Origin of the sequence: Parasaccharibacter sp. TMW2.1882 (assembly GCF_023337635.1) — a bacterium.
Classification (GTDB): Bacteria; Pseudomonadota; Alphaproteobacteria; order Acetobacterales; family Acetobacteraceae; genus Bombella; species Bombella apis.
Genome location: NZ_NWUT01000003.1, coordinates 204,374 through 230,255, shown reverse-complemented (window position 1 = coordinate 230,255; position 25,882 = coordinate 204,374). Strand labels below are relative to the sequence as shown.

The following is a 25,882-nucleotide window of genomic DNA, read 5'->3' as shown; positions in this document are numbered from 1 at the left end:
CCGGTGACAGAAACCACCACGCCCGCAGCAACGCCCCGCCCGCATGATGTCCCCGACCTCACGGTCGCCCATGCCATCACACCGTTCCATCTTGGCCATGTGCCAGTACGGGGGCGGCTGATCACACTTGGCCCGCTGGCCGGGGCCATCCTCTCCCGCCATGATGAACTGCCAGAACCGGTCCGCCTCCTTGGCGGACAGGCGCTCGCCCTCGTGGCAGCCATGGCGACGGCCCTCAAATTCAAAGGGTCCTTCTCCCTTCAGGTCAAAGGAGACGGACCTGTTTCCCTGTTCCTTGCAGACTGCACCGATACAGGCGAACTGCGCTTTACCGCCCGCATGGCTGAAGATTACACCCTCCCCCTGCCGGAAGATGCTTCCGGACTGCTGGGCAAGGGCTATATGGCCTTTACCGTGGATCAGGGGCCGGATACCGACCGTTATCAAGGCATTGTCGGGCTCGAAGGCCCCACTCTGGCTGACATGGCCGAACATTATTTCCAGACCAGTGAGCAGCATGACTGCGCCATCCACCTCTTCTCCCGCCATACGGAAGCGGGCTGGCAGGCCGGAGCCCTGGTACTGGAACGCCTGCCAGACAGCACCCCGATTGCGGGCAATGATGACCACAGACCAGCCGATGCCACCATCCAGGACCTGTGGGAAACGGCCTGCACCTTTGGCCAGACCCTGACGGCAGAGGAGCTCTTCAACCCACAGCTCTCCCCCGGGGCGCTCATCAACCGTCTCTTCGGCACGCTGGATGTGGAGCTGGCCCCGGCCAGGCCTCTCTCTTTCGGATGCCGGTGCAGCCGGGCCCGCCTCCAGGGTGTGCTGGAACGTTTCAGCGGGGAGGACCTCGACCACATGGCACAGGATGGCGTGATCTCCATGGAATGCCATTTCTGCAACACAGCTTTCACCTTCACCCGTGAAAGCCTGCCCGATGGCCAGAAAAACGGTGATGCTGGAGCGCCATGACAGCAGGGCTTCCAGTACCTCTCCAGCGGGACGGACAGCCTGTCGAACGGCTCTATCCGGGCTGGCAGTGCAACGGGCGTCATCCGGCCCCTGCCGGGATGGAGGTCCTGAGTCTCCAGCACAGGCACACAGGGCAGGAAGCCTGCTGGTGGCTCACACCTGAAGGGGATATCCTCGCCTGCCACGCCCTGGCGCTGGACAAACACTGGAGCCAGAAGATCAGGGAGGCCGTTGCCCCCGCCCTACAGCAACTCAGCACGACGCTGCTGGGCCGGGTAACGCCTCTGCCAGCCGAGGCCTGCTTCCCGCATGAGGCCATGGCCCCACTCACCAACCTGCCGCACACGGCCCGCCTCCAGCTGCTCGGCCTCTGGTTCCGCTCTGTCAGCAGGTCGCTTCTTGTCCTGTCTCCCGCCACACTGCTGGATGGTGAAGAGACCTCACTGGAGCTGGAGGCAGCGGATGCAACTGGCCAGCCCTTTGCGCCCCGGTTCATCCGGGCCATGCTGGAGACACGGCCCGCCGGCCCCCACACGCTGGCCTGCTCCCCTTTCAGTGGCCGCATCATCCGGGCCGAACTGACCATGCCGACAGACAGAGGTGTGGCCTGCCGCTTCAGTGACGAAAGAAACGGAGAAACCTTCTACCTCTTCTGGCCCGGCCCGGCAGGGCAGATAGACCCGCAAACAGCACAGCAGCCCCTTTTCTACCACCCGCAGGGTGAACTCCTGCTGGGAGATGGGCCGCTTACGCCACTGGTCCCCATCTTTCTCCTCTCATGGTTCATCAGCAACCCCAACTGCATTGAGGAACTGAAACATGCCCACCCCTTCCGGCTGGAAGATTATGGCGTGGGCAAGGCCTCGGCCCTGTGGAAGGACATCGCCCTGTCACCTTCGTCCTCCCAGACCGATACACAGGCCACCACACAGGAAGAGACTGGACAAAACCGGACATCTTTTCCATTTTCTTCCAGACACTGGGGGCAGTCTTTCTTTTTTGAGGCCGGTCGGACAGCAGGCCTGCCCGACCGGGACCGGCTCACCCCGCAGGACCACGAAAAAACAACAGGCGCCGGACATGAAAACCATGACGAACCATAGTGCCAGAACGCCTCATCTGGTCAGCCGCATGAAGCTGCGTTCCTCTCTCTTCAGCCTGGGAATGGGCTGTGCGCTGGCTCTGCTGGCAGGCTGTGCCTCCGGCGGTTCCGGAGAGGAAACATTCCCGTCACCGGATTACAGCTACCTGCCCCCCCTCAACCTGAATGTCAGCCAGGTTGATGTCAGCAACCAGGTCCAGCCCGACAGTGACGCCCTGTCCTCCCACAGCCCGACCAACCCCGCCGACGCTCTGGCCCTTATGGGGCGCCAGCGCCTGCACGCCATGGGAGCATCCGGTACGGCCAGCTTCACCATCACGAAAGCGGAGATGAGCAAGGCCCCGCACCATGCCCTCAGCGGGAGTTATACAGTCCAGCTGAACCTGAATGACACCGCCAGCCATCACCACGGCTTCATCACGGCGCATGTCCAGCGCACGATTGATGCCCCGGGCAAGCTCGGGCTGGAGCACAACCTCCATACGCTCAACACGCAGCTCATGGATGACATGAATGTCGAGCTGGAATACCAGGTTCGCAGCCATCTGGCCTCATGGCTGACGGACGCAACAGGCACACCGCTGAATGCCGCCACCATCCAGAGCCAGGAGCTGAGCAGCACGGATCTGTCCGGCACACCCCCGGCTGCACCGCAGCCCCCGGCCAGCACGGTCGTGACCGGTGCCACCGCAACGGCAGACCGGGCCGTTGGCAATGCTGCCAGCACTGCCGGCAGCTGGCAGAAACCGGCTGATACGGAAACAGGCCAGGCACCTTCCGCAGGCCGCATCCATTCTCCCCAGCCCCACATGCTCACCCTGCCCCAATAACGGACCTGTGCGCCCAATGCGGGAAAAAAGGCGGAAGAAAGCAGGCATGACAGCTGGTTAACTTGTCTTCTGCTGCCTTTTTTCCCATTCTGCCCCCTCTTCTGGACTTTCTCAAACCGGGCCGCCCTGTGCGATGACATCATCTTCCTCCCCTCCCTCCCACGATGCTCCTGCCCCGTTGTCCCGGCGTGGCTTCATGGGAGGGGCAGCCTCCCTCTCCAGCCTTCCCCTGCTCAGCCATGCCGCCCGGGCAGACGAAAAGGATGGGAAACAACAGCCCGCCCCCCCGGATGATGACCCCGCCCATTACAGGCCCGTCTTTTTCAGTGCGGAGGAATATCTCTTTCTCTGCCATGCGTGCGAGCGCATCTTTCCGCAGGATGAAAACGGGCCGGGAGCCCAGGCCCTCGGCGTACCCCGCTTCATCGACAGGCAGATGACCACCCCTTACGGCCGGGGTGACCTCTGGTACATGAAGGCTCCCTTCGTGAATGGGCCGCCAGAGCTGGGCTACCAGCTGCCCTACAGCCCACAGGACCTCTATCGTGGGGCCATCACGCCCATCAACACCCATTGCCTCATGCTGCATGATGCCGTTTTTGCAGCCCTCTCGCCACAATGGCAGGATGAGGTGCTGCATGCGCTGGAAGATAACAGGCTCCACCTCAATGACATTCCCAGTGCCGCCTTCTTCGAGCAGCTGCGGACCAATACACTGGAAGGGGCCTTCTCCGACCCTGCCTATGGCGGCAACCACAACATGGCTGGCTGGAAAATGATGGATTTTCCCGGTGCCAGGGCGGACTTCATGGACTGGATCAACCAGGACGGGGCCCGCTATCCCCTGGGCCCGGTCGGCATGCCTCCAAAACCGGACCCATACAGCGCCTCTTTCCAGAATGAGGAGGGATGAACCATGACAGACCAGACATTCCCTCCCGCGAAGCCGGATGTCGTTGTCATCGGCGCTGGCTGGGCCGGCAGCATCATGGCCAAGGAACTGACAGAGGCCGGACTGAACGTCACCATGCTGGAACGTGGGCACGACCACAGCACAGCCGTGGAAGGGACCTATCCCGGCTCCATTGACGAACTGCGGGGCGCCGTGCGCAAGCGCCTCTTCCAGAAACTGGCCCGCACCTCCCTGACCATCCGCAACCGCCCAGACCAGACTGCCCTGCCCTACCGCCAGCTGGCCGCCTTCCTCCCCGGCGAAGGCGTTGGTGGTGCCGGACTGCACTGGTCAGGCTGCCACTTCCGTGTCACGGAGGATGACCTCCGCCTGCGCAGCGCCACCATTGAGCGCTACGGGCAGAAATTCATCCCCAAAGACATGCACCTCCAGGATTACGGAATCAGCTACGGAGAACTGGAACCGTTTTTCGACAAGGCAGAGAAGGTCTTTGGAACTTCGGGGGAGGCATCCTCCGTGCAGGGGCAGAAAACAGGCCGTGGCAACGTCTTTGCCCTGGACCGCTCCAGCCATTTTCCCCTGCCGCCCATGGCAGACACCTTCTCTGCCAGCGTCTTCCGCCAGGCAGCCCGGGAGGCAGGCTTCCACCCTTACAGCATGCCTGCCGCCAATGCCTCCCAGCCCTATACCAACCCTTATGGCTGCCAGATGGGCCCCTGCAACTTCTGCGGTTATTGCAGTGGCTATGCCTGCTATCTCTATTCCAAAGCCTCCCCGAACGTGAACATCCTGCCCGCTCTGCGGCAGGACAAACGCTTCCGGCTCATCACACAGGCACAGGTGCTGGAAATCCTGCTGGATGACACCCGCAAGAGAGCCACCGGTGTGCGGTACATCGACCTCAAAACCGACTCCGAACAGGTCATTGAGGCGGATCTGGTCATCCTCAGCGCCTTCCAGCTGCACAATGTCCACCTCATGCTGACATCCGGCATTGGCAAACCCTATGACCCGGTCAGCCAGAGCGGGACCATCGGCCGCAATTTCACCTACCAGACCATCACCTCCTCCCGTGTCTGGCTGCCGGAAAACCGCTGCACAAACCAGTTTGTCGGCGCCGGCGGCGCTGGCGTGGCCATTGATGACTTCAACCAGCCCGGTTTCGACCGGGGGCGGGCCGGTTTCATTGGCGGGTCTCCTGTCTGGGTCAATCAGGCGGGCCTCAAGCCCATTGCTGCCGCACAGGGCAGTGGCGGAAAAGGATCACCCCGCTGGGGAGGTGCCTACAAGGCCGCCATGATCGACCAGTACAGGCATTCCTTCAGCATTGATGCCCATGGCAGCAACATGGCCTACCGGGATGTCTATCTCGACCTGGACCCCACATGGCGCAATGCCTATGGCCAGCCCATGCTGCGGATGACCTTCACATGGAAGGACAACGACATCCGCATGAACCAGTATGTCGTCAGGCAGATCGGCGACATTGCCCAGGCCATGGGGGCCACACGGACCAGCCTGAACAGCCTCCAGCCGGGCCAGCTTTTCGACAGCCGCATCTATCAGACAACACATCTCAGCGGTGGTGTCATTCTGGGCAGCAACCCGAAGACCAGCGCCCTGAACCGGTATCTCCAGAGCTGGGACGTCCCGAATCTCTTCGTCATCGGCTCCAGCGCCTTCCCGCAAGGAATGGGATACAACCCGACAGGCCTGGTGGCAGCACTGGCCTACTGGTCCGCTTACCATATCCGCCAGACCTATCTCCGCAATCCCGGCCCGATGGTACACGCCTGATGTCCCTGTTCCTCCGTTCCACCGGCACGAAACGCACATCCCCCCTTCGCCCCCTGCTGATGATGGGGCTGGGTCTGCTGGGCATCGTGGCTGCCACCCTGCCCACCCGTCCTGCACAGGCTGATGATGCTCCCCTGCCTGCCGGACTGATTGAAGAGGGCCATTATCAGGCCGTTCTGGGCGACTGTGCCGCCTGCCACACCCAGCCGGGGCGGCCACCCTACAGCGGGGGGATGCCCTTCAAGCTGCCCATAGGCACCATCTACTCCACCAACATCTCGCCAGACCCCGTCCACGGCATCGGCCACTATACCGAAGCCGAATTCGCCCGGGCCGTCCAGCTCGGCATCCGCAAGGATGGCAGCGCCCTCTATCCGGCCATGCCCTATCCCTCCTACGCACGGCTGAGCAAGGCGGACATCCACGCCCTCTATGTCTATTTCCAGAGGGGGGTGACACCGCAGCCTGTTGACCCGCCCGCCAATGGGCTGATCTGGCCACTTTCCATGCGCTGGCCCCTGCATATCTGGCGCTGGCTGTTCTCACCCTCCATCCAGTCTGCCCAGCTGCGCACCAACAACCAGTTCTCCGACCCCATACTTGCCCGTGGAGCCTATCTGGTGGAAGGACCCGGCCATTGCGGGGCCTGCCACAGCCCCCGCAGCATCACCCTCAATGAAAAAGCCCAGACAGCCAAGGACGGGCCGCTCTTCCTCTCTGGCGGGGGCGTGGTGGAACAATGGGTCGTCCCCTCCCTCCGGCAGGAAAACCGGACAGGACTGGGCCGCTGGAGCGAACAGGACATCGTGGATTTCCTCCGCACGGGGCGGTCCCGGACTGGTGCCAGCTTTGGCGGGATGACGCCTGTCATCGTCCATAGTGCCCATGCCTTCAAGGAGGCGGACCTGCACGCCATTGCCCGTTACCTCATGCAGCTGGCCCCGGCACGGAAGGAAACACCCTGGGTCTATGACCCCACGACGACCGACATGCTCCGCCGTGCCGACCTCTCCCAGCCCGGGGCACAGACCTACATGGACCGCTGCGCCGCCTGCCACCGCACCGATGGTGCCGGGTATGGAACGGTCTTCCCCCCACTGGCTGGCAACCCCATCGTGATGACGGATGATGCCACATCACTCATCCATATCATTCTGGCCGGCGACAGTATGCACGCCCTGCCTACGGCGGCCTCCGCCTTCACCATGCCGGGCTTTGCGGACACGCTCTCTGACAGGGAAGTAGCTGATGTTGTCAGCTTCATCCGGCAGAGCTGGGGCAATAACAGCAGCCCCGTGAAGGAAAGTACCGTGAAACACATCCGCCACTCCATCCCGCAGGCAGAAACACCGGACCAGCTTCCCAAAAACTGACACCATCGGCACGGAAGGAAGAAACATCCTTGGCGGTTTTTTCCCTCCGTACCCATACAGACGGAGCGTTGCATTCCGTGACATTCCTGTAACCTATGCTCCCGTCATCTCGTGACAGGATGAGGACTGTAGAACAGAAGCAGGGGCCTTTCTGCCTGCCCTACAGAAGAAGGTGCCGTACCTTACGGAGATGTCATAACTCAGACTAAAACAGTATTTAATTCGCCCTGTCGTCCTTTTTGCCTAGATTGTCCCGGCTTCCTTCTGCCTCTGGAATAAAACTGGAACAGTCCGACCCATGAATGCCATTGTCATCACCGCCCTGAAGCGGCCTCTGACCTTTGTGGTACTGTCCATCCTGATCGTGATGTTCGGGGTGATGTCAGTCTTCAAAACACCGACTGACGTCTTTCCGAATATCAAGATCCCGGTGGTCTCTGCCGTCTGGACCTATGGCGGGATGCTGCCTGAGGAATTTGCAGGCCGCATCATCTACAATTACGAGCTGATGGTGACCTCCACCGTGGAGGGCATCGAGCACATGGAGTCCAACTCCTATTACGGGCGGGGGATCGTGACGATCTTCTTCCAGCCCGGGTCTGAGATTGGCGAGGCAGAGGCGGAAGTCACCGCCATTTCCCAGACCGTCATCAAGCAGCTGCCAGTGAACATCCCGGCCCCGATGATCATGCGGCTGGATGCGTCTTCCGTTCCAGTCATCTCGCTACAGATCACCTCGGACAAGCAGACGCCGTCCGACCTCTACAAGCTGGCGATGATCCGTGTCCGTCCGCTTCTGGTCACCGTCGAGGGGGCCGTGGTGCCGCATCCCTATGGCGGGATGGACAGCTTCGTGATGGTCACGCTGAACCAGGACCAGCTGCGGGCGCACCATCTCTCGGCCATGGACGTGCAGAATGCCATGCATGACCAGAACATCGTCCTGCCCGCCGGTGACCAGAAGATCGACGCCGTGGACTGGATGGTGCAGACCAACGCCACCCCCAAGAGCATGAAGGCCATCGGCAACATTCCGGTCAAACGGGTGGGCAATGCAGTGATCTACGTTCACGATGTGGCGGACGTCTATCGTGGCGGCCATCCGCAGACAAACCTCGTGCTCGTGAAGGGACGTCAGGGCGTCGAGGTCGTCGTCATGAAGAGCGGCGAAGCCTCCACGCTGGACGTGGTGGATGGCGTAAAGAAGGCCCTCCCCCGCCTGCGGGCCGTGCTGCCGGATGACGTGAAGGTCAGCATCCTGACCGACGCCTCCATCTTCGTGAAGGACGCCATCAAGGACGTGGTGCGGGAGATGGTCACCGCTGCCTTCCTGACCGGCATCGTGGTGCTGCTCTTCCTCGGCTCGTGGCGGTCCACCGTCATCATCGCCACCTCCATCCCGCTGGCCATTCTCTGCTCGGTCATCGGGCTGAGCTGGGCCGGGGAATCCATCAACGTGATGACACTGGGCGGGCTGGCCCTGGCGGTCGGCATCCTCGTGGACGACGCCACGGTGATGATCGAGAACATCGACACCCATCTCGAAATGGGCAAGGAGCTTGAACCTGCCATCATCGATGCCGCCAACCAGATCGTGACGGCGACCTTCGTCTCCACCACCTGCATCTGCATCGTGTGGCTGCCCCTGTTCGAGCTGGACGGCGTGGCCGGTTACCTCTTCCGACCGATGGCGGAAGCCATCATCTTCGCCATGATCGCCTCCTTTGTCCTCTCCCGGACGCTGGTCCCGACCATGGCAAAATATCTGCTGGCCAATCATGGTCACGGCCATGACATCCCGGACAGGGAGCAGCATACTGCCGATGCCAACGCTGCTGCCGTGGCGGCCGGTCACCCGGCCAACCGTGGCGACGGGACGGACAGCCACAACCATTCCGCTCCCCTGCCACCACGCAGCGGTGTCATGGGCTTCTTCATCCGCTTCCAGCGGGGCTTTGAGGAAAAGTTCAACAGCTTCCGGGACGGCTATTACGCCATTCTGGTCCGCTGTGTGGAGCAGCGCAAACTGTTTGTCGGCATCTTCCTCGGCCTTTCCGTCCTGTCATTGGGGCTTTACTTCACGGCCGGGCGGGACTTCTTCCCGGAGACGAAGTCCAACGCCCTCCAGATGCACATGCGGGCCCCGCTGGGTACCCGTATCGAGGTTGCGGGCCGCATTGCCGCTCTGGTCTCCGACCGCATCGAGCAGGACCTGCCCGGCCAGGTGGAAGAGATCGTCAGCAACTGCGGCCTGCCGGAAGGGGCGCACAACCAGGCCTTCATCCCGACACCGACCATCGGGACGCAGGACTGCGACCTGACCATCGCCCTGAAAAACGAGGCCTCCCCCGTGTGGGATTATCGTGCCCTGCTGCGCAAGGACCTCTCCGCCCGCTTCCCCGGGACGGTCTTCACCTTCCAGCCGGCGGACCTGACGGCGAAGATCCTCAATTTCGGCTCTCCCGCACCGATCGACATCCAGATCAACGGGCCGGACATTGCCGACAATTATGACTATGCCCGCAAGATCATGACCCGCCTGCGGCACATCCCGGGGGCTGCCGATGTCGTCATCCAGCAGACGATGAAGACACCGACACTGATGATCCGTGGCAACCGGACCTTCAGCCAGGCCACCGGCCTGACCGAGGCCGACCTCGCCAACAACCAGCTGATGACGCTCTCCGGTTCCAGCACGGTGGACCCGCAGTTCTGGCTCGACCCCAGCAACGACGTCACATTCCCGCTGAACACCTACGTCTCGCAGGACCAGCTGACGCATCTGAGCGACCTGCTGACCATTCCGGTGGACAAGGGGGACGGCAACCCGACCGGTACGGGCGACCAGCTTCTGGGCAGCATCAGCACCGTCGTGCCGACCGGCACGCCGGGTGAGGTGTCCCACTTCAACTCCATGCCGGAGGTGGACATCTACGTCTCCACCGAAGGACGGGACCTCGGGGCCGTGCTGACGGACGTCAAGAAGGTCATCAGCGACACGAAATCCCTGCTGCCCAAGACGGCCGCAACGGAGATCCATGGGGCCGCCGTGACCATGTACGGGGCCTATGGCCAGCTCATCATCGGGCTGATGGTTTCCATCGTGCTGATCTACCTGCTGATCGTCGTCAACTTCCAGTCCTGGATGGACCCGTTCATCATCATCACCGCCCTGCCCGGCGCACTGGCCGGGATCGCCTGGGCCCTGTTCCTGACCGGGACACGCCTGTCCGTCCCGGCCCTGACAGGAGCCATCATGTGCATGGGGACGGCCACGGCCAACTCCATCCTCGTGGTGTCCTTCGCCAGGGAGCGGATCGAGCTGCATGGCGATGCCCTCCGGGCAGCGACGGAAGCCGGACGGGAGCGCATCCGCCCCGTGCTGATGACGGCCCTTGCCATGGTGGTGGGGATGATCCCCATGGCCACCTCCAACTCCACCAATGCCCCACTGGGCCGGGCCGTGATTGGCGGGCTGATTGTCGCCACGCTGTCCACGCTGCTCTTCGTTCCCTGTGTCTATGCAATCATCCACAACCGTACTGCGCGTCATAAGGAGACCGTCTGATGGCCAGCATGTCCCGCAAACACAAATTACTGCTCGGCCTGATCGCCCTGGTGCTGGGCCTCTACATCATCGTGCTGCTGCTCGGCCGCATGGCCCACAACGCCCACCTGCATGACGTGGCGGAACAGAGTGCCGTGCCCAACGTGGCCATCATCCTGCCCCACAAGGCGGACAGCAAGGTGAGCCTCACGCTCCCCGGCACGATTGATGCCTGGTATCAGGCGCCGATCTATGCGCAGGTCTCCGGTTACGTGAAGATGTGGTACAAGGATTACGGTGCCGTCGTCCATCAGGGTGATGTGCTGGCCGAAATCAACGCCCCGGCACTGGATGCCCAGTACGCCCAGGCCCTGGCAGACCTTGATGCCCAGAAGGCCAAGTACAATCTGGCCTCCGTGACGGCCAACCGCTGGCGGGCCATGGGGCACTCCCAGGCCGTTTCCGGGCAGTCCGTCTCCGTCGCCACGGCGGATGAACAGGCCGCCTACGCCAAGATGGAAGCAGCCCAGCGCAATGTGGACCACTTCGCCGCCCTGGAGAAGTTCAAGCAGATCGTGGCTCCGTTCGATGGTGTCGTGACGGCCCGCTCCATCAATGTGGGTGACTATGTCAACAGCGGGGGCGGGCAGCTCAACGCCACTGGTGGGGCCTCCGAACTCTTCACCGTGGCGGACACGCACCGCCTGCGTCTCTTCATCTCCGTGCCGGAAATCTTCTCCTACATGCTGACGGACGGGCTGACGGCGGAGGTCCACGTGCCGCAGTATCCGGACCGCATCTTCACGGCCAAGTTCCTGACGGCATCCCTCGGCTATGACCCCAACACGAGAACGGCCGTCTCCGAATTCACGCTGGACAATGCCGACCACGCCCTCTGGCCGGGGACCTTCGCCTCTGTCTCGCTGAAAGCCAACAATAATGCCTCCCACCTGCTGAAGATTCCCACGGGGTCCCTCGTCTTTCAGGAAAAAGGAATGCAGGTGGCAACCGTGGACCAGAAGAACACCGTCCACTTCAAGAATATCCGTGTCGGCAAGATGGCGGACAGCTCCACCGAGGTTCAGGCAGGCATCACGGCGGATGACCGCATCATCAACAACCCGCCCGCCGACCTTCTGGAAGGCGACCCCGTCCACATCGTGACACCGGCCCGGGGCTATAACCAGAGCGGCTGGGAAGAATCCGGAGATGATGACTGATGACCACCATGATCTCTGACCGTTCTTCCTCCATGAAGAAGACCCGCCGCAGGCTGGGCCGTCTTGCCCGCCGGACTGCCCTTGGTGGCAGCCTGCTGGCCCTGACGGGCCTCGGTGCCTGCGACCTCGCCCCACGCTACGAACCGCCGCATTTTGTCGTGCCGGACAGCTGGCAGGGGCAGGCCCCCTTCGCCGTGGCACAGCCCGCCGATGCCACCCTCCCCAGTGACTGGTGGACGCTCTTTCATGATCCGCTGCTGAACGAGCTGGAAGACCGGGCCATTGCCGAGAATGGTGACCTCCAGGCCGCCGCCGAGCGTTTCCTTCAGGCCCGCTCCCTCGTGGCCAAGGCCCGGGCGGACCTGCTCCCGCATCTCAGCCTTGATGCAGGCGGGTCAGACAACAAGCAGTCGGCAGACAGGCTCTTCCGCAACGGGGCCACGCTGACCCAGACGCAGGAAGAATATGCCGGTCTGGCCTCGTGGGAGCCGGACATCTGGTCCGCCATCCGCAACCGTGTCCGCATGAACCGGCAGGCCGCCCAGCAGGAGGCCGCCCGCTTCGCCATGGCACGGCTGAGCCTGGAGGCCGAGCTGGCCACCGACTACATCCAGCTGCGTGGTTATGATGCGCAGATCGCCATCTACCAGCAGTCCATCGCCTATTATAACCGGGCACTGGATGTCACCCGCACCCAGCTGCAATACAAGGCGGCCCCCCGGCTGGACCTCGCCCGGGCAGAAGCCCAGCTCTACACCACGCAGGCCGCCCTGTATGACATCCAGGCCGCCCGTGAGGTGACGGAACATGCCATCGCCGTGCTGACCAACAGTGCGCCCTCCAGCTTCCACATCGACCCCGTCAAGGCGCTGGACTTCCACCAGCCCAATATTCCGGCGGGCGTGCCCTCGGGCCTGCTCCAGCGGCGGCCCGACATTGCCAGTGCGGAGCGTGAGATGGCCCAGGCCAACCGGGCCATCGGCATTGCCCGTGCCGCCTTCTACCCGCATTTCTCTCTCAATGCGGATGCCGGGTTCGAGGCCAACGGCTTCAAGCTGGCCAATCTGGCCAACTCGCTCTGGACCTACGGTGCCCGCATGAACATTCCGCTCTTTGATGGCGGCGTACATCGGGCGGAACTCCAGCGGTCATGGTCCGCCTACCGGGAGACACGGGACCAGTACCGCACGACCGTCCTCTCCGCCTTCCGGGAAGTGGAGGATGGTCTCTCCCGCACCAACCGCCTGAATCTGGAAAACCAGGCTCTGGAAAAGGCCGTCAATGCCAATCTGGAAACCCAGAACATGACCATGACGCTCTATCAGGGCGGTGTGGGCACCTATCTGGATGCCATTTTCAGCCAGGAAAACACCCTCCGCAGCCGCATCACGCAGGTGGAGGTGGCCACAAGGCTGTATCAGGCTGATGTTTCGCTGATCCGCAGCCTTGGCGGCGGGTGGGACTCCAAGAACCTTCCCACGATGGCCGAGACGCTGTCAGTCGGTGCCTTCCAGTATGAGGGGCTGCACCATCCCAAGCAGGTTGGTGACGTCAATGCCTCCGAACATCCCGAGGCCCATGAGGACCTGACCCATGATGCCCCGGATGCCGTAGGTCGTGGCACCAATGCCCACCTCAAGCCGCTTCCCATCGGGGCGATGCCCTGAGGCAAAGAACGGTTCCACCCGCCCCGTCCGGCGGGTGGAGTCTTCTGGTGCGGCCCGTCCACTTTTCTTCCCGTCACTGGTAACATCTGATACAGCCTACGAATTAGTTTCGTCACCTGTTGAGGAGAGCATCCAATGGCGCATTCCCCCCGCAAGGGCAGTCCGGCCCGCTGGGCGGCTGTCATTCTGCCGCCACTCTGTCTGGGTGGCCTGCTGGCCTGGACGGCCGACATTTTCAGTCCGGCCGCCATATCTCCTTCCCACTTCATGCAGCGCTTCCATAATGCTGGGGCTCCGGGTGATGGCTTCCGCCGTGCTCATGCCAAAGGCATGTGTACCACCGGCTGGTTTGATCCCTCTCCAGAGGGACGGGCCCTGTCCCGTTCCGGCATCTTCAGGGGCGAGCATCTGCCTGTCATGGGGCGTTTCTCACTGGCTCCGCCACTGCCGTATCTGCCGGACAATCCCGCCGTGGCCCGCAGCCTTTCCATGCAGATACGCTCCCCATCCGGTGATGACTGGCGGCTGGCGCTGGTGGATGCCCCTCTCCAGTCCATGCGGGATATTGCCGATGCTTACGCTTTCTTCGGAGCCGCAAAGCTGGACCCTGCCACCCACAGGCCCGACCCTGTAGCCGTTCAGGCCTATGCAGCCCAGCGCCCCTGGCTGAAAACGGCTTTTGAACAGGCAAAAGCCCACAAGCAGACATCCGACCTGACCAACGACACATACAACAGCCTCGACAGCTTCATCCTGACAGATGAAGCTGGAAAAAAGGCAGCCGTCCGCTGGGCTGCCGTGGCGCAGGAACCCTTCAGCCCGGCTGACGGCAGTGGCGCCAATGATGGCAACTATCTCTTCAAACGGCTGGTCCAGACGCTGGATCAACGGCCCCTCCGCTGGGACATCGTTGCCACGGTGGCCCGTGAAGGAGACCCGGTCAACGACTCCAGCCAGCCATGGGACAATGCGGACCAGAAGGTAACGGTCGGCACGGTGACCTTCACGAAGGCCTACAGCGAGGATGAAAGCCCCTGTGGCCCCATGGTGTTCGACCCCACCATCCTGCCTGACGGAATCAGCGCCTCGGACGACCCGCTGCTGGCCCTGCGCTCGTCAGTCTACATGAGGTCCTATGCAACCCGGTCTGCCGAGCACAAAGCACCCAGCATGGTCACGCCGGGCGATGTTGCCAGTCCGACCCTCACACAAGACGAGAAGGGCCAGTAACCCATGTCTTTTCCACAGAATACAGGCCATGCTACGCCCTTCCCCCGCCTCTCCATCCTGCTGCACTGGGTGATGGCGGTCCTCATCATCGTCATGCTCTTTGTCGGGCTGGTCATGGCGCATGACTCCACCATCCACTATGCCGGTCTCTTCACGCTGCATCGCACGGTGGGGTTCCTGCTCCTGCTGCTGGTGGTCATCCGGCTTGTCAACCGGTTTGCCAACCACACACCTGCCCTGCCAATGGACATGCCCGGCCCCATGAAGCTGGCCGCCCATTTCTCCCATATCCTGCTTTATGGCTTCATGATCGCCCTGCCGCTGGTCGGCTGGGCCATGCTCTCGGCTGGCGGATACCCGATCACCCTGTGGGGGGGCTGCCACATCCCGCCGCTCATGGGCTTCCATCCCCATCTGTGGGGTGTCCTGCGCTGCCTGCACAGTCTTCTGGCCTATGGGCTGATCCTGCTCATTCTCGCCCATATTGGAGCGGCCCTGCTGCACGGCATCATCCGGCGGGACGGTGTCATGGGCTCCATGCTGGGGCGATAAAAACCTCCAGACACGAAAAAAGGCGGCTCCATGATGGAGCCGCCTTTTTCATGACCAAAGATACGGGCCAGCCCGTTCTTCAGAACGGAGAGTCAATGTCCATGACATTGACGAGCTTGTGGTTCACGAATTCCTTGATCCCAAGGCTCATAAGTTCACGCCCATAACCGGAGCGGGCAATACCGCCGAAAGGCAGTTCCGCTTTGGTCGTGGTCGGGTGGTTGATGAACACCATGCCGGTACGGATCTTGGACGCCACACGAACTGCCCGGGCTTCATCCCTGGAGAAGATGGCGCCACCCAGACCATACGGAGAGTCATTGGCGATGCGAACGGCATCATTCTCATCCTTGGCACGATAAAGCTGGGAAACCGGGCCAAAGAACTCCCAATGACGGGCCTCATTGTTCTCATCCAGTTCCGTCAGAACAACCGGCTGGAAAAACGCCCCCTGGTTAGGCACGGCTACAGGAATGGTCTCAGCCTTCGCTCCCTGCTTGACGGCTTTCTCCACCATTTCACGCAGATCATCCGCAGCCTGCTGGGAAGCAAGAGGAGCGAAATTGGTGTTCGGGTCCAAAGGATCCCCGGCCCTCAGCTCGGCAATGCCCTTCTTGTACAGTTCCACAAAGCGGTCATAAAGGCTGTCCACCACAATGATGCGCTTGGCAGAGACACAGACCTGACCGGCATTCCAGTGGCGGCCGAACACGGCCCATTTAACGGTCTTCTCAAGGTCGGCATCATCCAGAACGATGAAGGCATCGCTGCCCCCCAGCTCCATGGTCGCCTTCTTGAGAGCCTTGCCAGCAGCACCAGCCACGATGGACCCGGCCCGCTCGGACCCTGTCAACGCCACACCACAAGTACGGGGATCATCCAGCACCATCTCCGTGAATTTGTGCGGCATGTAGATATTCTGGAACAGCCCCTTCGGTGCGCCCGCTTCTTCAACCAGCTCCTGGCAGGCAGCAGCACACTGCGGCAGGTTGCCTGCATGTTTCAGAAGGACCGCATTACCGGCAGAAAGCTGTGGCGCCACAATGCGCAGCACCTGATAATACGGGAAGTTCCAGGGTTCGATGGCCAGCACGATGCCCTGCGGCTCATACACCAGCTTGGCACGCCCCATCTTGGGGTCGGAGAGCTTCAGGTCTTCCGGCTTCAGCAGCTCTGCCAGGTTCTCGGCATAATATTCGCAGATCTGGGCAGACAGGATGGCTTCGGCCTTCCCTTCGGCCAGCACCTTGCCCATCTCCAGCGCAGCCAGACGGGCCAGCTTCTCCGCATCACGGCGCAGCAGGGCACCGATGTTCTTCATGAGCTTGGCGCGCTCTTCAAAGCTGGTTTCCCGCCATGCTTCGTAAGCCTCATGTCCCCGGGCCAGGGCGGCCTGAACGTCCTGTTCCGTTGCTTCCGGAAACTCTTTGACAACTTCATTCGTATAAGGATTAACAGTGGCAAATGCCATGATACACCTCGTTCTTCCCGGGTCCCTGCAGCGGAACCTGGGTGTGATATGGACAGTGTTGAATCACTGCCCAAAGGTCGGCTGGGGAGCAACAACACGGACCATTGCCGCCCCCCAACCAGATATTGGAACCTTACAAACTTCTTTCCAGAACTTTGCGGCTGATTTCTGACGTAATGTCCTGATGTTCACCAAGAGTTGTCATGCCATGCTCTTCCAGCTGGGCAATGATGGGATCAATACCAGCACGGTCAATGTCGTAGGCAGAAAGACGGACCGGAATCTCCAGCCCTTCAAAGAAGGCTTCGATACGGGCGATGGCGGCATCGATGCGCTCATCCTCCGTGCCTTCCGTCAGCCCCAGAACACGGGCGGCATATTGCAGCAGCTTGGCACGCTTCTGCTCCCGACGCTCCTTCAGCATGGCCGGGAAGACGATGGCCAGCGTGCGGGCATGGTCGATCCCGTATTTCGCCGTCAGCTCATGGCCGATGGCATGGGTGGCCCAGTCCTGCTTCACGCCAGCCCCGATGAGACCATTCAGGGCCTGTGTTGCCACCCACATCAGGTTGGCACGCAGGTCGTAGTCATCAGCAGGAGCACTGGTGATGCGCTGGCCAATCTCATGCAGGCTCAGCAGCAGGCCCTCAGCGTAGCGGTCCTGCACCATCGCATCCTGCGGCAGGGTCATGTACGCTTCCATCACGTGGACGAAGGAATCCGCCACACCATTGGCCACCTGCCGGGGCGGCAGGCTGAAAGTGCGGGTCGGGTCCAGAATGGAAAAGACCGGGAAGACGTGCGGGTTCGAGAAAGCCAGCTTGTCGCCCGTCTCCTTGCGGGAGATCACGGCAATGCTGTTCATCTCCGACCCGGTAGCGGGCAGTGTCACGACCGTTCCCAGCGGCAGAGCCTGCTGGACCGTCTCACCCTGCTTCAGCAGGATTTCCCACGGTTCGCCCTGATACGGCACGGCAGCAGCAACGAATTTCGTGCCATCCATGACGGAACCGCCACCAACAGCCAGAAGGAAATTCACCTTCTCCTTGCGGGCGACCTCGACAGCCTTCATGAGCGTCTCGTAAGTCGGGTTGGCCTCAATCCCGCCGAATTCGCAGAATGTCCGCTGCCCCAATGCCTTGCGGACTTCACCCAGCGTACCGCTCTTCTCGGCGCTGGCACCACCATAGAGGACAAGAACCCGGGCCTGCTGGTCGATCTGCTCATCCAGCCTGGCAATCATCCCTTTGCCAAAAAGGATTTTTGTCGGGTTATAGAATTCAAAATTATCCATGCTGTCCTCCTTACCGCTCTTTCAGGCCAGATCACATAATAGACCGGTCATCTTTAACGGCCATGTGAGATACCATTCTCTCCCTGGTCCCAAAGCCTTTAGGGAATCGGCCCTGAGCCTTCATCGGGAACACTCAACAAATAGACCGGTCATCTCGAAAATGAAAGACCCTTCCCGAAAAAACTTTCCTTCTTCGAAAAAAGACGGGAAACCGGGATGACTCAGACTGTCACAAGATGACGGGTCGCCTCGAAAGCCTCCTCGAACGGAGCCTGCTGGTGCGTGACCTTGACCAGCAGAGTGGCTCCGAGCCACGTCTGATACACGGCAGACGCCAGATACCGGGCGGGCAGCGCCTTCGTGATGGAGCCATCCTTCTGCCCCTCCTCGACGATACGGGCCAGACAGTCCACGATCCGGGTCGTGCCTTCGGCAAGGATCAGCCGCATCCTCTCCGAAAGATCGGACACCTCCGCCGCCAGCTTGACGACAAGACATTTCTCATTGAGGCAGCCATCCTGCTGGGCATCCACCCAGCACTGGCAATACAGAGACAGTTTCTCAAACCCGGTCCTGCCCGTCTGCGCAATGAGAGCTTCCAGCTTGACCAGATACTGCTCGTTGTAAAGCTCCAGAAGGGCAGCCCCGAAATGCTCTTTCGACTCGAAATAATGATAGAACGAGCCTTTGGGGATACCAGCTGCCTCCAGAATCTGGCTCAGCCCCACGGCAGAAAACCCCCGCAGCCCAATGAGAGGGCGGGCAGATTCCAGAATACGCCGACGGGCCTGCTCATGCTTTTCTGCAACTGTCATGCTGTAATCCTATCAGGAAAGACCTGTTCTGTCCACAAAGAATAGACCGGTCATTCTATTTTTGGTACCCTCCAGATCAGATGGACGCTCCCCCGGAAGGCAGGTTATCCTGCCCCCCCCCTATCAAGGACCAGACGACGCCCCGGCACCACATCATGCTCCCTCTTTCCTCCTCCCTGATGCCTCCCGGCCCCCCGTGGCACTACTGGCGGGCAGGCCATCCTGACGTGAAAGAAATGAGCATGGCCCGGGGCACCACGCTCGCCTTGCCGCTGCATTTCCATCAGGAAGACCAGCTGGCCTTCATCCTCTCCGGCTGTCGCCATTTTCTCATCGCTGGCCAGCCCGTCCACCTCACGGCGGGGCAGGCCCTGCTCATTCCTGCGGGTACGCCCCACGTTTCGCAGGATGCCGATCCAGCCCGTGTCGGGCAGACACTCTGCCTGAACCTCTATCTCACGCCCGGTCTCCCTCTGGACCAGGCAGACTGCGCCGCCCTCATCCAGCACTGCCTTGGTAACCGTCCGTCCCATGTCCATCTGGCCGCCCCACCGCGCCTTCCCCTGCCCATGCAGGACATGTCGCTCACGACGTCCATCCAGAGTCTTGCCCAACAGGCCAACATGAGCCGGGAGGCCTATTCCCGCCGTTTCCAACGTCATTACGGCTTATCACCACAGACATTCCGCCTGCTCCAGCAGCTCAACCATGTGAAAACGCAGCTGCGGGCCGGTGTCGGCAGCCTTCAGGCCGCCATGGAGGCAGGCTTTGCCGACCAGAGCCACATGGGGCGCCTCTTCCGCCGGACATTCGGCACGACACCGGGCCGGTACCGGGCAGGTCCCCTGCCCCGCTGAAACCACGGCCTGTCACATTCCTTCTATACGGCGCAGCCTTTTTCCCGCCATCATGACCGGGACCGTACACGGAAAGGACAGACCATGACATTTTCCTTCACGGGGCTGAGTGCCTTCCCCATCACCCCCATGCACCAGGACGCACCCGATGAGGCCCGCTTCGCCGCACTGATCGCCCGACTGGTCGAGGCAAAAGTCGATTCCATCGGTGCCCTCGGTTCCACCGGCAGCTATGCCTTCCTGACCCGGAACGAACGGGAAAAGATCGCCCGACTGGCTGTCAGCCACGCTGGCACGACGCCGGTTCTTGTCAGCATCGGGGCCATCAACCTGCGGGACACGCTGCTGCTGGCCGAAGATGCCCAGAAAGCCGGTGTCAAAGCCCTGCTGCTGCCCCCGATGAGTTACTTCCCCCTGCGGGACGAAGAGGTCTTCACCCTGTATGAAACGGTGAGCCGCCATGTGTCCGTGCCGCTGGTCGTCTATGACACCCCCGGCACGACACAGTTCCATTTCTCCGATACCCTGATGCAGCGCATCTGCCAGCTGCCGCAGGTCCGTTCCATCAAGCTCCCCAGCGGCTCCCCCACGGCAGAAGAGGCTACCGCCCGGATGAAACGCCTGCTGCCTGCCCTGCCTGACAGCACCTCCCCCGGCATCAGCGGTGATCCGACCGCCGCCGGTGCCTTGATGCAGGGCGCCCGCATCTGGTACTCTGAATGGGGTGGCCTGTTCCCCCATCTGGCCCGCCAGCTGACGGATGCGGCCCTGACTGGCCAGAGAGAAGATGTAGCCCGCATCGAGGCCATCTTCGCCCCCTTCTGGGAGATGAGTGCCCGTTATGGTGGCTCCCTGCGTGTGATCGCCTCTGCGGCGACGATCATGGGGCTGGCTGGACCCAGTGCGCTCCCCCGTCCGCTCCAGGGCGTGTCCCCGCAGGATGCGAAAAAACTTGCCACGCTGATCGACACCCACCAGCCGGGCTGATCCAGCAGGATGGGCCTCTGATCCCTGGGTCAAGGCCCATCATTTCCGGGACAGCAGGGCTTGGCGATGAGGCAAACTATGGTAGCGTCTGACACGATGTGTCCCATATTTCTTCTTCCGTGATGTTTGCCATGCGTTTTTCTGCCCCAAGCCCTTCACCGCTCCGATGGAGCACCAAAATCCATTTTTGCCGGTACAGCCTCTGCACCGGGCTCATGAGTCTGATACTGGGTATTTCAGCCCCTACCCTGGCACAGGCCGCCTCTGCTGACTGCGTTCCCCTGAAAGCCCTCCAGCCCCCACAGGCCAATACAACCGCACCACACAAACCTTTCTTCATCGACACATCCGGCCTGAGTGGCTCTGGCGCCATGCCGATACATGATCCACATGATCCACTTTATCCTGAAGCCATTGACCTGCCCGACAACGCCCTGCCGCCTGTGGATAAAACAGGCAACTACATTCTTGGCACCTCCCACACACTCCCTGCACAGTGGCAGAACATACAGCTCCCGGAGGGGCGGATCATCAGCTTCACGCTGGCCTCATCCCCGACCAGTGGCTACAGCCCCGGCACTGTACGGGATGACCCAGCCCCCTGCACCACCAGCACAGGGGAAGCAGGCATGGTGCATGTCTCCACAAGCGTGCCGGGCGATCCATCCAATCTGACCGTTCCCGGAGCTCACCCGGCCCCTTGGACCCGCACGGTGGATGTCTATATCCCCCCCAACACGCCGACCGACCGCCCCCTTCCCTTTCTCATCTTTGGTGATGGCAGCAATAATGGCCTCTATCCGGGACGGGATCTTTTCGCCATGGTGGACGGGCTGCTGAAAGAAAAACGTATCCCTCCCATGATTGTCATTGGCGTTGGAGCCGGGGGTGGCGACGCCCAGGGCAGTGAACGGGGGCGGGAATATGACACCATGTCCGGCGCTTATGCCGACTGGGTAGAGGCGCATGTCCTCCCTCTTGTGGAGAAGAAGGCCAGCCTCACTCTCTCCCGCAACCCGGAGGAACGGGCCACCATGGGGTTCAGCTCCAGTGGGGCAGCGGCCTTTGCCATGGCCTGGTTCCGGCCCAACCTCTATCACCGGGTGCTGGCCTACTCTCCTTCGCTGGTCAACCAGCAATGGCCGCACGACCCCGCCCTGCCCGGCGGGGGATGGCAGCTTCACTCCCCATGGGCCGGAACACCGGAAGCCGTACCCCCCCATCCCGGTGCGGCGCTCATCCCGGCGGCACCACTGGCCCCGCTGCACATCTGGTACGAAGTAGGCGACCAGGACCTGTTCTACCCCGTTCCGTCCATGCCTGATGGCATGCATGACTGGGTGCTGGCTGGGGAAAACATGGCCCGCGTGCTGGCCGACAAGGGCTATGATTACCAATTTGTCTTTGCCCGCAATGCCCGGCATGTGGATGGCCCCACCATCGAACAGACCCTTCCCGAAGCTCTGGAATGGCTCTGGCGACCACATATGCCACCAACCACCACCCCATGACCCACTGGCGAACAGTTCGGTACAGGCCAGTGATGGCGGTCTGGCACCGAGTTTGTCCCCGCGTGGGCGGGGAACAGGGGTAGATGGGCTGACTGGGACCAATAAGTCTCGGTTCATCCCCGCGTAGGCGGGGAACAGAGTGAAGCGGGCCGCTGTTTGCTCTGTTATGACGGTTCATCCCCGCGTAGGCGGGGAACAGTGCTCTTTCAAAAGCTGGAAAGGGTCATTCGTCGGTTCATCCCCGCGTAGGCGGGGAACAGCCACTGGGCGTCGGTCATTCCTGCCATCTGAACGGTTCATCCCCGCGTAGGCGGGGAACAGGCCTTCCCTGCGACGGTCTCTGGCGGCCGGACCGGTTCATCCCCGCGTAGGCGGGGAACAGCCTGCTCATCCGGTGTGGTGGGTGTGCCTACCCGGTTCATCCCCGCGTAGGCGGGGAACAGCTGGCAACCGCTGGCCGGGATGGGCACCACCCCGGTTCATCCCCGCGTAGGCGGGGAACAGCTTGGCCCGGAACCCGGTTACAATCAGATTGCCGGTTCATCCCCGCGTAGGCGGGGAACAGCATGATGTGCCGTCCCGCCAGTCAATGCCGGTCGGTTCATCCCCGCGTAGGCGGGGAACAGGTGGCGCAGCACGTCAGAGGGGATGATGATCCCGGTTTCATCCCCGCGTAGGCGGGGAACAGAATGTGCTGATCTGGATGCCCATGCGCTCCGGCGGTTCATCCCCGCGTAGGCGGGGAACAGGAGAAATCCTTAATCCAGACGATCTGAATTCTCGGTTCATCCCCGCGTAGGCGGGGAACAGCAGAAACGATGAGCAGATCGGTGAGGGGCTGCCGGTTCATCCCCGCGTAGGCGGGGAACAGGGTGGTGTTCATCAGTCTGGCGGATCAGGCCGCGGTTCATCCCCGCGTAGGCGGGGAACAGGGGACGCTCCCTCGGTATGAAATGACCTCCGCCGGTTCATCCCCGCGTAGGCGGGGAACAGACTTGAGCCTGACATATGCAAGCCTGCACGGACGGTTCATCCCCGCGTAGGCGGGGAACAGCGGCTGCGATATTGCGCCACGCCTGCCTGGGGCGGTTCATCCCCGCGTAGGCGGGGAACAGATACCTGTGTGGAGCGATTGCGGCTGAAGTCTCGGTTCATCCCCGCGTAGGCGGGGAACAGATTATCTCCACCGGGAGGGATGAGGGCTACGACGGTTCATCCCCGCGTAGGCGGGGAACAGCTTGGCCTCGCTCCCATGCAGAGCCTGCAAAACGGTTCATCCCCGCGTAGGCGGGGAACAGCTGGATTTTGGTTTCGGCCTCGTGGTGAAACACCGGTTCATCCCCGCGTAGACGGGGAACAGACCGGCGCAACACACGTGACACTGACCACGGGCGGTTCATCCCCGCGTAGGCGGGGAACAGACCGGCGCAACACACGTGACACTGACCACGGGCGGTTCATCCCCGCGTAGGCGGGGAACAGCACAGCCTCCGTAGGAGGCGTGGGTGGGGCTACGGTTCATCCCCGCGTAGGCGGGGAACAGGACCTCCCAGACACGGTCTATGATGCCGCTGGCGGTTCATCCCCGCGTAGGCGGGGAACAGCCATATCAGAGGCCGCCATCATCAACGATGTACGGTTCATCCCCGCGTAGGCGGGGAACAGTGACCAAAACGGGCCAAAGCGGAAAAAAACAGCGGTTCATCCCCGCGTAGGCGGGGAACAGAGTTGGCCGGTTTATTTCCCTAAGGTCAAGTAAGGTTCATCCCCGCGTAGGCGGGGAACAGTACCCGCATTTTTATGTCGTTAAATGTCGCTACGGTTCATCCCCGCGTAGGCGGGGAACAGCTGATCGACCAGAGACCCATAAGGGTTCTGGCCGGTTCATCCCCGCGTAGGCGGGGAACAGTGCTCCCCGCCTGTCATCTCCGCCCGAGTGATCGGTTCATCCCCGCGTAGGCGGGGAACAGACTTCTTGTAACCATTTGTATTATAAGTCTTTTTTAATTGTCAAAGAACTTACCGAATTAAATATAATTTTAATGACCTCGCCGAGGCAAGTCCTCTCCGGCCCTTACAGAAGAAAGTTGAGACGCTGAACAGCCAAAAACCACTCCAGCAAATTTTATCCACAAGATTGACAGCAAACATGAGAAAGGGAGGCCGGAGCCTCCCTTTCTCTACACACAATCAATTTTCAACGGCTCATCGCCTCATCACACGGGCAGGCTGGCCAGAACACCCTTCTGACGGATCAGCTCCCGATCACGCACAATCTCCTGCTTAATCTCTGGGGTCAGAAGATCACGCCAGCTGTCGAAAGCAGGCAGACCGATGGAAGCCTCAAAATCGTCAGAGGCAGCAATGTTCAACTGTTCTGCCGTCAGGAACGGCTCCTGAAGCGCAATTTTCTCGCCTTTTTCATTCCTGCCCCGCAGCAGCTCCAGCAGGAGGGCCATGCAGTACACGATACGGGTCCGCTCCCGGCCACCCTCCAGCACGGCACGCACTGTTTCCGTCCAGAACACCTGCGCCTTGGATGTTGCATCCGAGGCAATACGGGCTACCTGGTCTGCCATGGCAGCGTTGGAGAAGCGGGTCAGAAGTGTCGCCTTATATTTATGCAGGTCCACACCCGGCGGAGCCTTCAGTGTGGGGATCACATCCTTTTCCAGAACAGAATCCACAAACTTATGCACACGTGGTTCACCCAGAACCTGGTCCACAAGTTCCAGATTCAGCAACATGCCCGCAGCACTGAGAATGAGATGGCTGGAATTGAGCATACGGATCTTGGCATGTTCATAGGCACTGACCTGATCGGTAAACTCCACCCCGACCTTATCAAAGGCGGGACGACCTGCCGCAAATTTATCCTCAATCACCCACTGGATGAAATCCTCGGACAGAAGCGGCTGGAGATCGTCCAATCCGCTGCGCTCATTCAGCTTGGCTTTACCCTCATCAGAGACAGACGGCGTGATGCGGTCCACCATCGCATTGGGGAAGGTCACGTTCTGATCGATCCACTCGGCAAGGTCCGCATCCACAGCCCGGGCATACCCGACAAACGCCTTGCGGGACACATCGCCATTATGCCGCAGATTGTCGCAGGACATGACAGTCAGACCACCATGACCCGCCTCACGGCGGCGGCGCAGCCCTTCCACCACGAAACCGAAGATGGTGCTGGGCTTTTTCGGGTTGGCAAGGTCCTCCTGCACGGCAGGCAGAGACGTGCGGAACTCCCCTGTTGTCTCGTCAATATTGTAGCCGCCTTCCGTGATGGTCATGGAGACGATCTTCGTGGCCTTGTCCGCCAGAAGGGCGAGAACCGTCTCCGGCTCATCAGGCGCCTGGAGATAATCCCTCAAACATCCCATGACACGGATCTCCGCCTTGCCATCAGCGGCAATCTCCGTCAGAGAGTACAGCCCCTCCTGTGCCCGAAACTCTTCGGCCTTCCTGTCGGAGTTCCCACCGGAGCGCAGCCCGACACCTGTGATGCCCCAATGCTGCTGGTCCGGCAGGGCCAGAACACGGTCCACATAGTATCCCAGATGGGCTCGGAAGAAATTGCCCACCCCGAAATGCACAATGCCTGACGTCACCTTGCGGACGTCATAAGCAGGACCAGCCACCTTCTGCGGCAGGGATTTCAGACTGTCATATGTCAGCATAACAGGTCTCCAGCAGGATCATGAACAAAACGGGCGGGAGCGTGGCTCCGGCCTC

18 protein-coding genes and 1 CRISPR repeat array are annotated in these 25,882 nt (G+C 61.4%); of the genes, 14 read left to right on the top strand and 4 right to left on the bottom strand.

Annotation, left to right across the window (positions count from 1 at the left end):
• The first annotated feature begins 3 nt into the window (after window positions 1-3).
• The 11 genes from CO583_RS08555 to CO583_RS08505 all read left to right on the top strand — a co-directional run bounded on the left by CO583_RS08555 (window position 4) and on the right by CO583_RS08505 (window position 15,212).
• The gene (locus tag CO583_RS08555) at window positions 4-981 is read left to right on the top strand and encodes an Hsp33 family molecular chaperone HslO (protein WP_043559345.1); all 978 of its coding nucleotides are present in this window, start codon (window positions 4-6) and stop codon (window positions 979-981) included.
• Window positions 978-2,084: a hypothetical protein gene (locus tag CO583_RS08550; protein ID WP_081562913.1), complete on the top strand. Its 1,107-nt coding sequence runs from the start codon at window positions 978-980 to the stop codon at window positions 2,082-2,084. The genes CO583_RS08555 and CO583_RS08550 overlap by 4 nt, the downstream gene beginning before the upstream one ends.
• Entirely contained in the window at window positions 2,071-2,913 is an 843-nt protein-coding gene (locus tag CO583_RS08545) for a hypothetical protein (protein WP_156878836.1), read from the top strand. The genes CO583_RS08550 and CO583_RS08545 overlap by 14 nt, the downstream gene beginning before the upstream one ends.
• Window positions 2,914-3,046: 133 nt before the next feature.
• Complete coding sequence (locus tag CO583_RS08540) at window positions 3,047-3,826, top strand: gluconate 2-dehydrogenase subunit 3 family protein (RefSeq protein WP_249103359.1); 780 nt, start codon at window positions 3,047-3,049, stop codon at window positions 3,824-3,826.
• 3 nt (window positions 3,827-3,829) lie between these two features.
• Entirely contained in the window at window positions 3,830-5,623 is a 1,794-nt protein-coding gene (locus CO583_RS08535; RefSeq protein ID WP_146046919.1) for a GMC family oxidoreductase, read from the top strand.
• A complete protein-coding gene (locus CO583_RS08530; RefSeq protein ID WP_227449727.1) occupies window positions 5,623-6,996 on the top strand; it encodes a cytochrome c in 1,374 nt (457 codons plus the stop codon). Before CO583_RS08535 ends, CO583_RS08530 begins: the two co-directional genes overlap by 1 nt.
• 298 nt (window positions 6,997-7,294) lie before the next feature.
• Entirely contained in the window at window positions 7,295-10,564 is a 3,270-nt protein-coding gene (locus tag CO583_RS08525; protein WP_081562917.1) for an efflux RND transporter permease subunit, read from the top strand.
• Entirely contained in the window at window positions 10,564-11,763 is a 1,200-nt protein-coding gene (locus CO583_RS08520; protein ID WP_043558961.1) for an efflux RND transporter periplasmic adaptor subunit, read from the top strand. Before CO583_RS08525 ends, CO583_RS08520 begins: the two co-directional genes overlap by 1 nt.
• A gap of 8 nt (window positions 11,764-11,771) precedes the next feature.
• Complete coding sequence (locus CO583_RS08515; RefSeq protein ID WP_408902070.1) at window positions 11,772-13,430, top strand: efflux transporter outer membrane subunit; 1,659 nt, start codon at window positions 11,772-11,774, stop codon at window positions 13,428-13,430.
• A gap of 135 nt (window positions 13,431-13,565) precedes the next feature.
• Window positions 13,566-14,660, top strand: coding sequence for a catalase (locus CO583_RS08510; protein WP_248630762.1), 1,095 nt, complete (start codon window positions 13,566-13,568; stop codon window positions 14,658-14,660).
• 3 nt (window positions 14,661-14,663) lie between these two features.
• Window positions 14,664-15,212, top strand: a complete 549-nt coding sequence (locus CO583_RS08505) for a cytochrome b (protein ID WP_192848720.1) — start codon at window positions 14,664-14,666, stop codon at window positions 15,210-15,212.
• Between the two features lie 79 nt (window positions 15,213-15,291).
• Here CO583_RS08505 and CO583_RS08500 read toward each other — a convergent pair whose 3' ends face one another.
• From CO583_RS08500 to CO583_RS08490, 3 genes are all read right to left on the bottom strand, one after another.
• Window positions 15,292-16,683: an NAD-dependent succinate-semialdehyde dehydrogenase gene (locus CO583_RS08500; RefSeq protein ID WP_081562921.1), complete on the bottom strand. Its 1,392-nt coding sequence runs from the start codon at window positions 16,681-16,683 to the stop codon at window positions 15,292-15,294.
• Between the two features lie 133 nt (window positions 16,684-16,816).
• On the bottom strand, window positions 16,817-17,977 hold the full coding sequence (locus tag CO583_RS08495; RefSeq protein ID WP_081562922.1) for an iron-containing alcohol dehydrogenase: 1,161 nt from the start codon (window positions 17,975-17,977) through the stop codon (window positions 16,817-16,819).
• A 221-nt stretch (window positions 17,978-18,198) separates the two neighbouring features.
• A complete protein-coding gene (locus CO583_RS08490) occupies window positions 18,199-18,792 on the bottom strand; it encodes a TetR/AcrR family transcriptional regulator (protein ID WP_086431560.1) in 594 nt (197 codons plus the stop codon).
• Window positions 18,793-18,947: 155 nt separating this feature from the next.
• Between CO583_RS08490 and CO583_RS08485 the strand changes: the two genes are divergently transcribed.
• The 3 genes from CO583_RS08485 (at window position 18,948) to CO583_RS08475 (ending at window position 22,147) form a co-directional block, all read left to right on the top strand.
• The gene (locus CO583_RS08485; protein ID WP_248630761.1) at window positions 18,948-19,649 is read left to right on the top strand and encodes an AraC family transcriptional regulator; all 702 of its coding nucleotides are present in this window, start codon (window positions 18,948-18,950) and stop codon (window positions 19,647-19,649) included.
• 84 nt (window positions 19,650-19,733) lie between these two features.
• On the top strand, window positions 19,734-20,636 hold the full coding sequence (locus CO583_RS08480; protein WP_248630760.1) for a dihydrodipicolinate synthase family protein: 903 nt from the start codon (window positions 19,734-19,736) through the stop codon (window positions 20,634-20,636).
• Window positions 20,637-20,851: 215 nt separating this feature from the next.
• Window positions 20,852-22,147, top strand: coding sequence for an esterase family protein (locus tag CO583_RS08475; RefSeq protein ID WP_154981041.1), 1,296 nt, complete (start codon window positions 20,852-20,854; stop codon window positions 22,145-22,147).
• A gap of 48 nt (window positions 22,148-22,195) precedes the next feature.
• Window positions 22,196-24,117: direct repeats of the CRISPR family, unit length 29 nt; unit sequence CGGTTCATCCCCGCGTAGGCGGGGAACAG.
• Between the two features lie 246 nt (window positions 24,118-24,363).
• Here the strand turns inward: CO583_RS08475 and CO583_RS08470 are convergent.
• Window positions 24,364-25,827, bottom strand: coding sequence for a mannitol dehydrogenase family protein (locus CO583_RS08470; RefSeq protein ID WP_081562377.1), 1,464 nt, complete (start codon window positions 25,825-25,827; stop codon window positions 24,364-24,366).
• Between the last annotated feature and the right edge of the window lie 55 nt (window positions 25,828-25,882).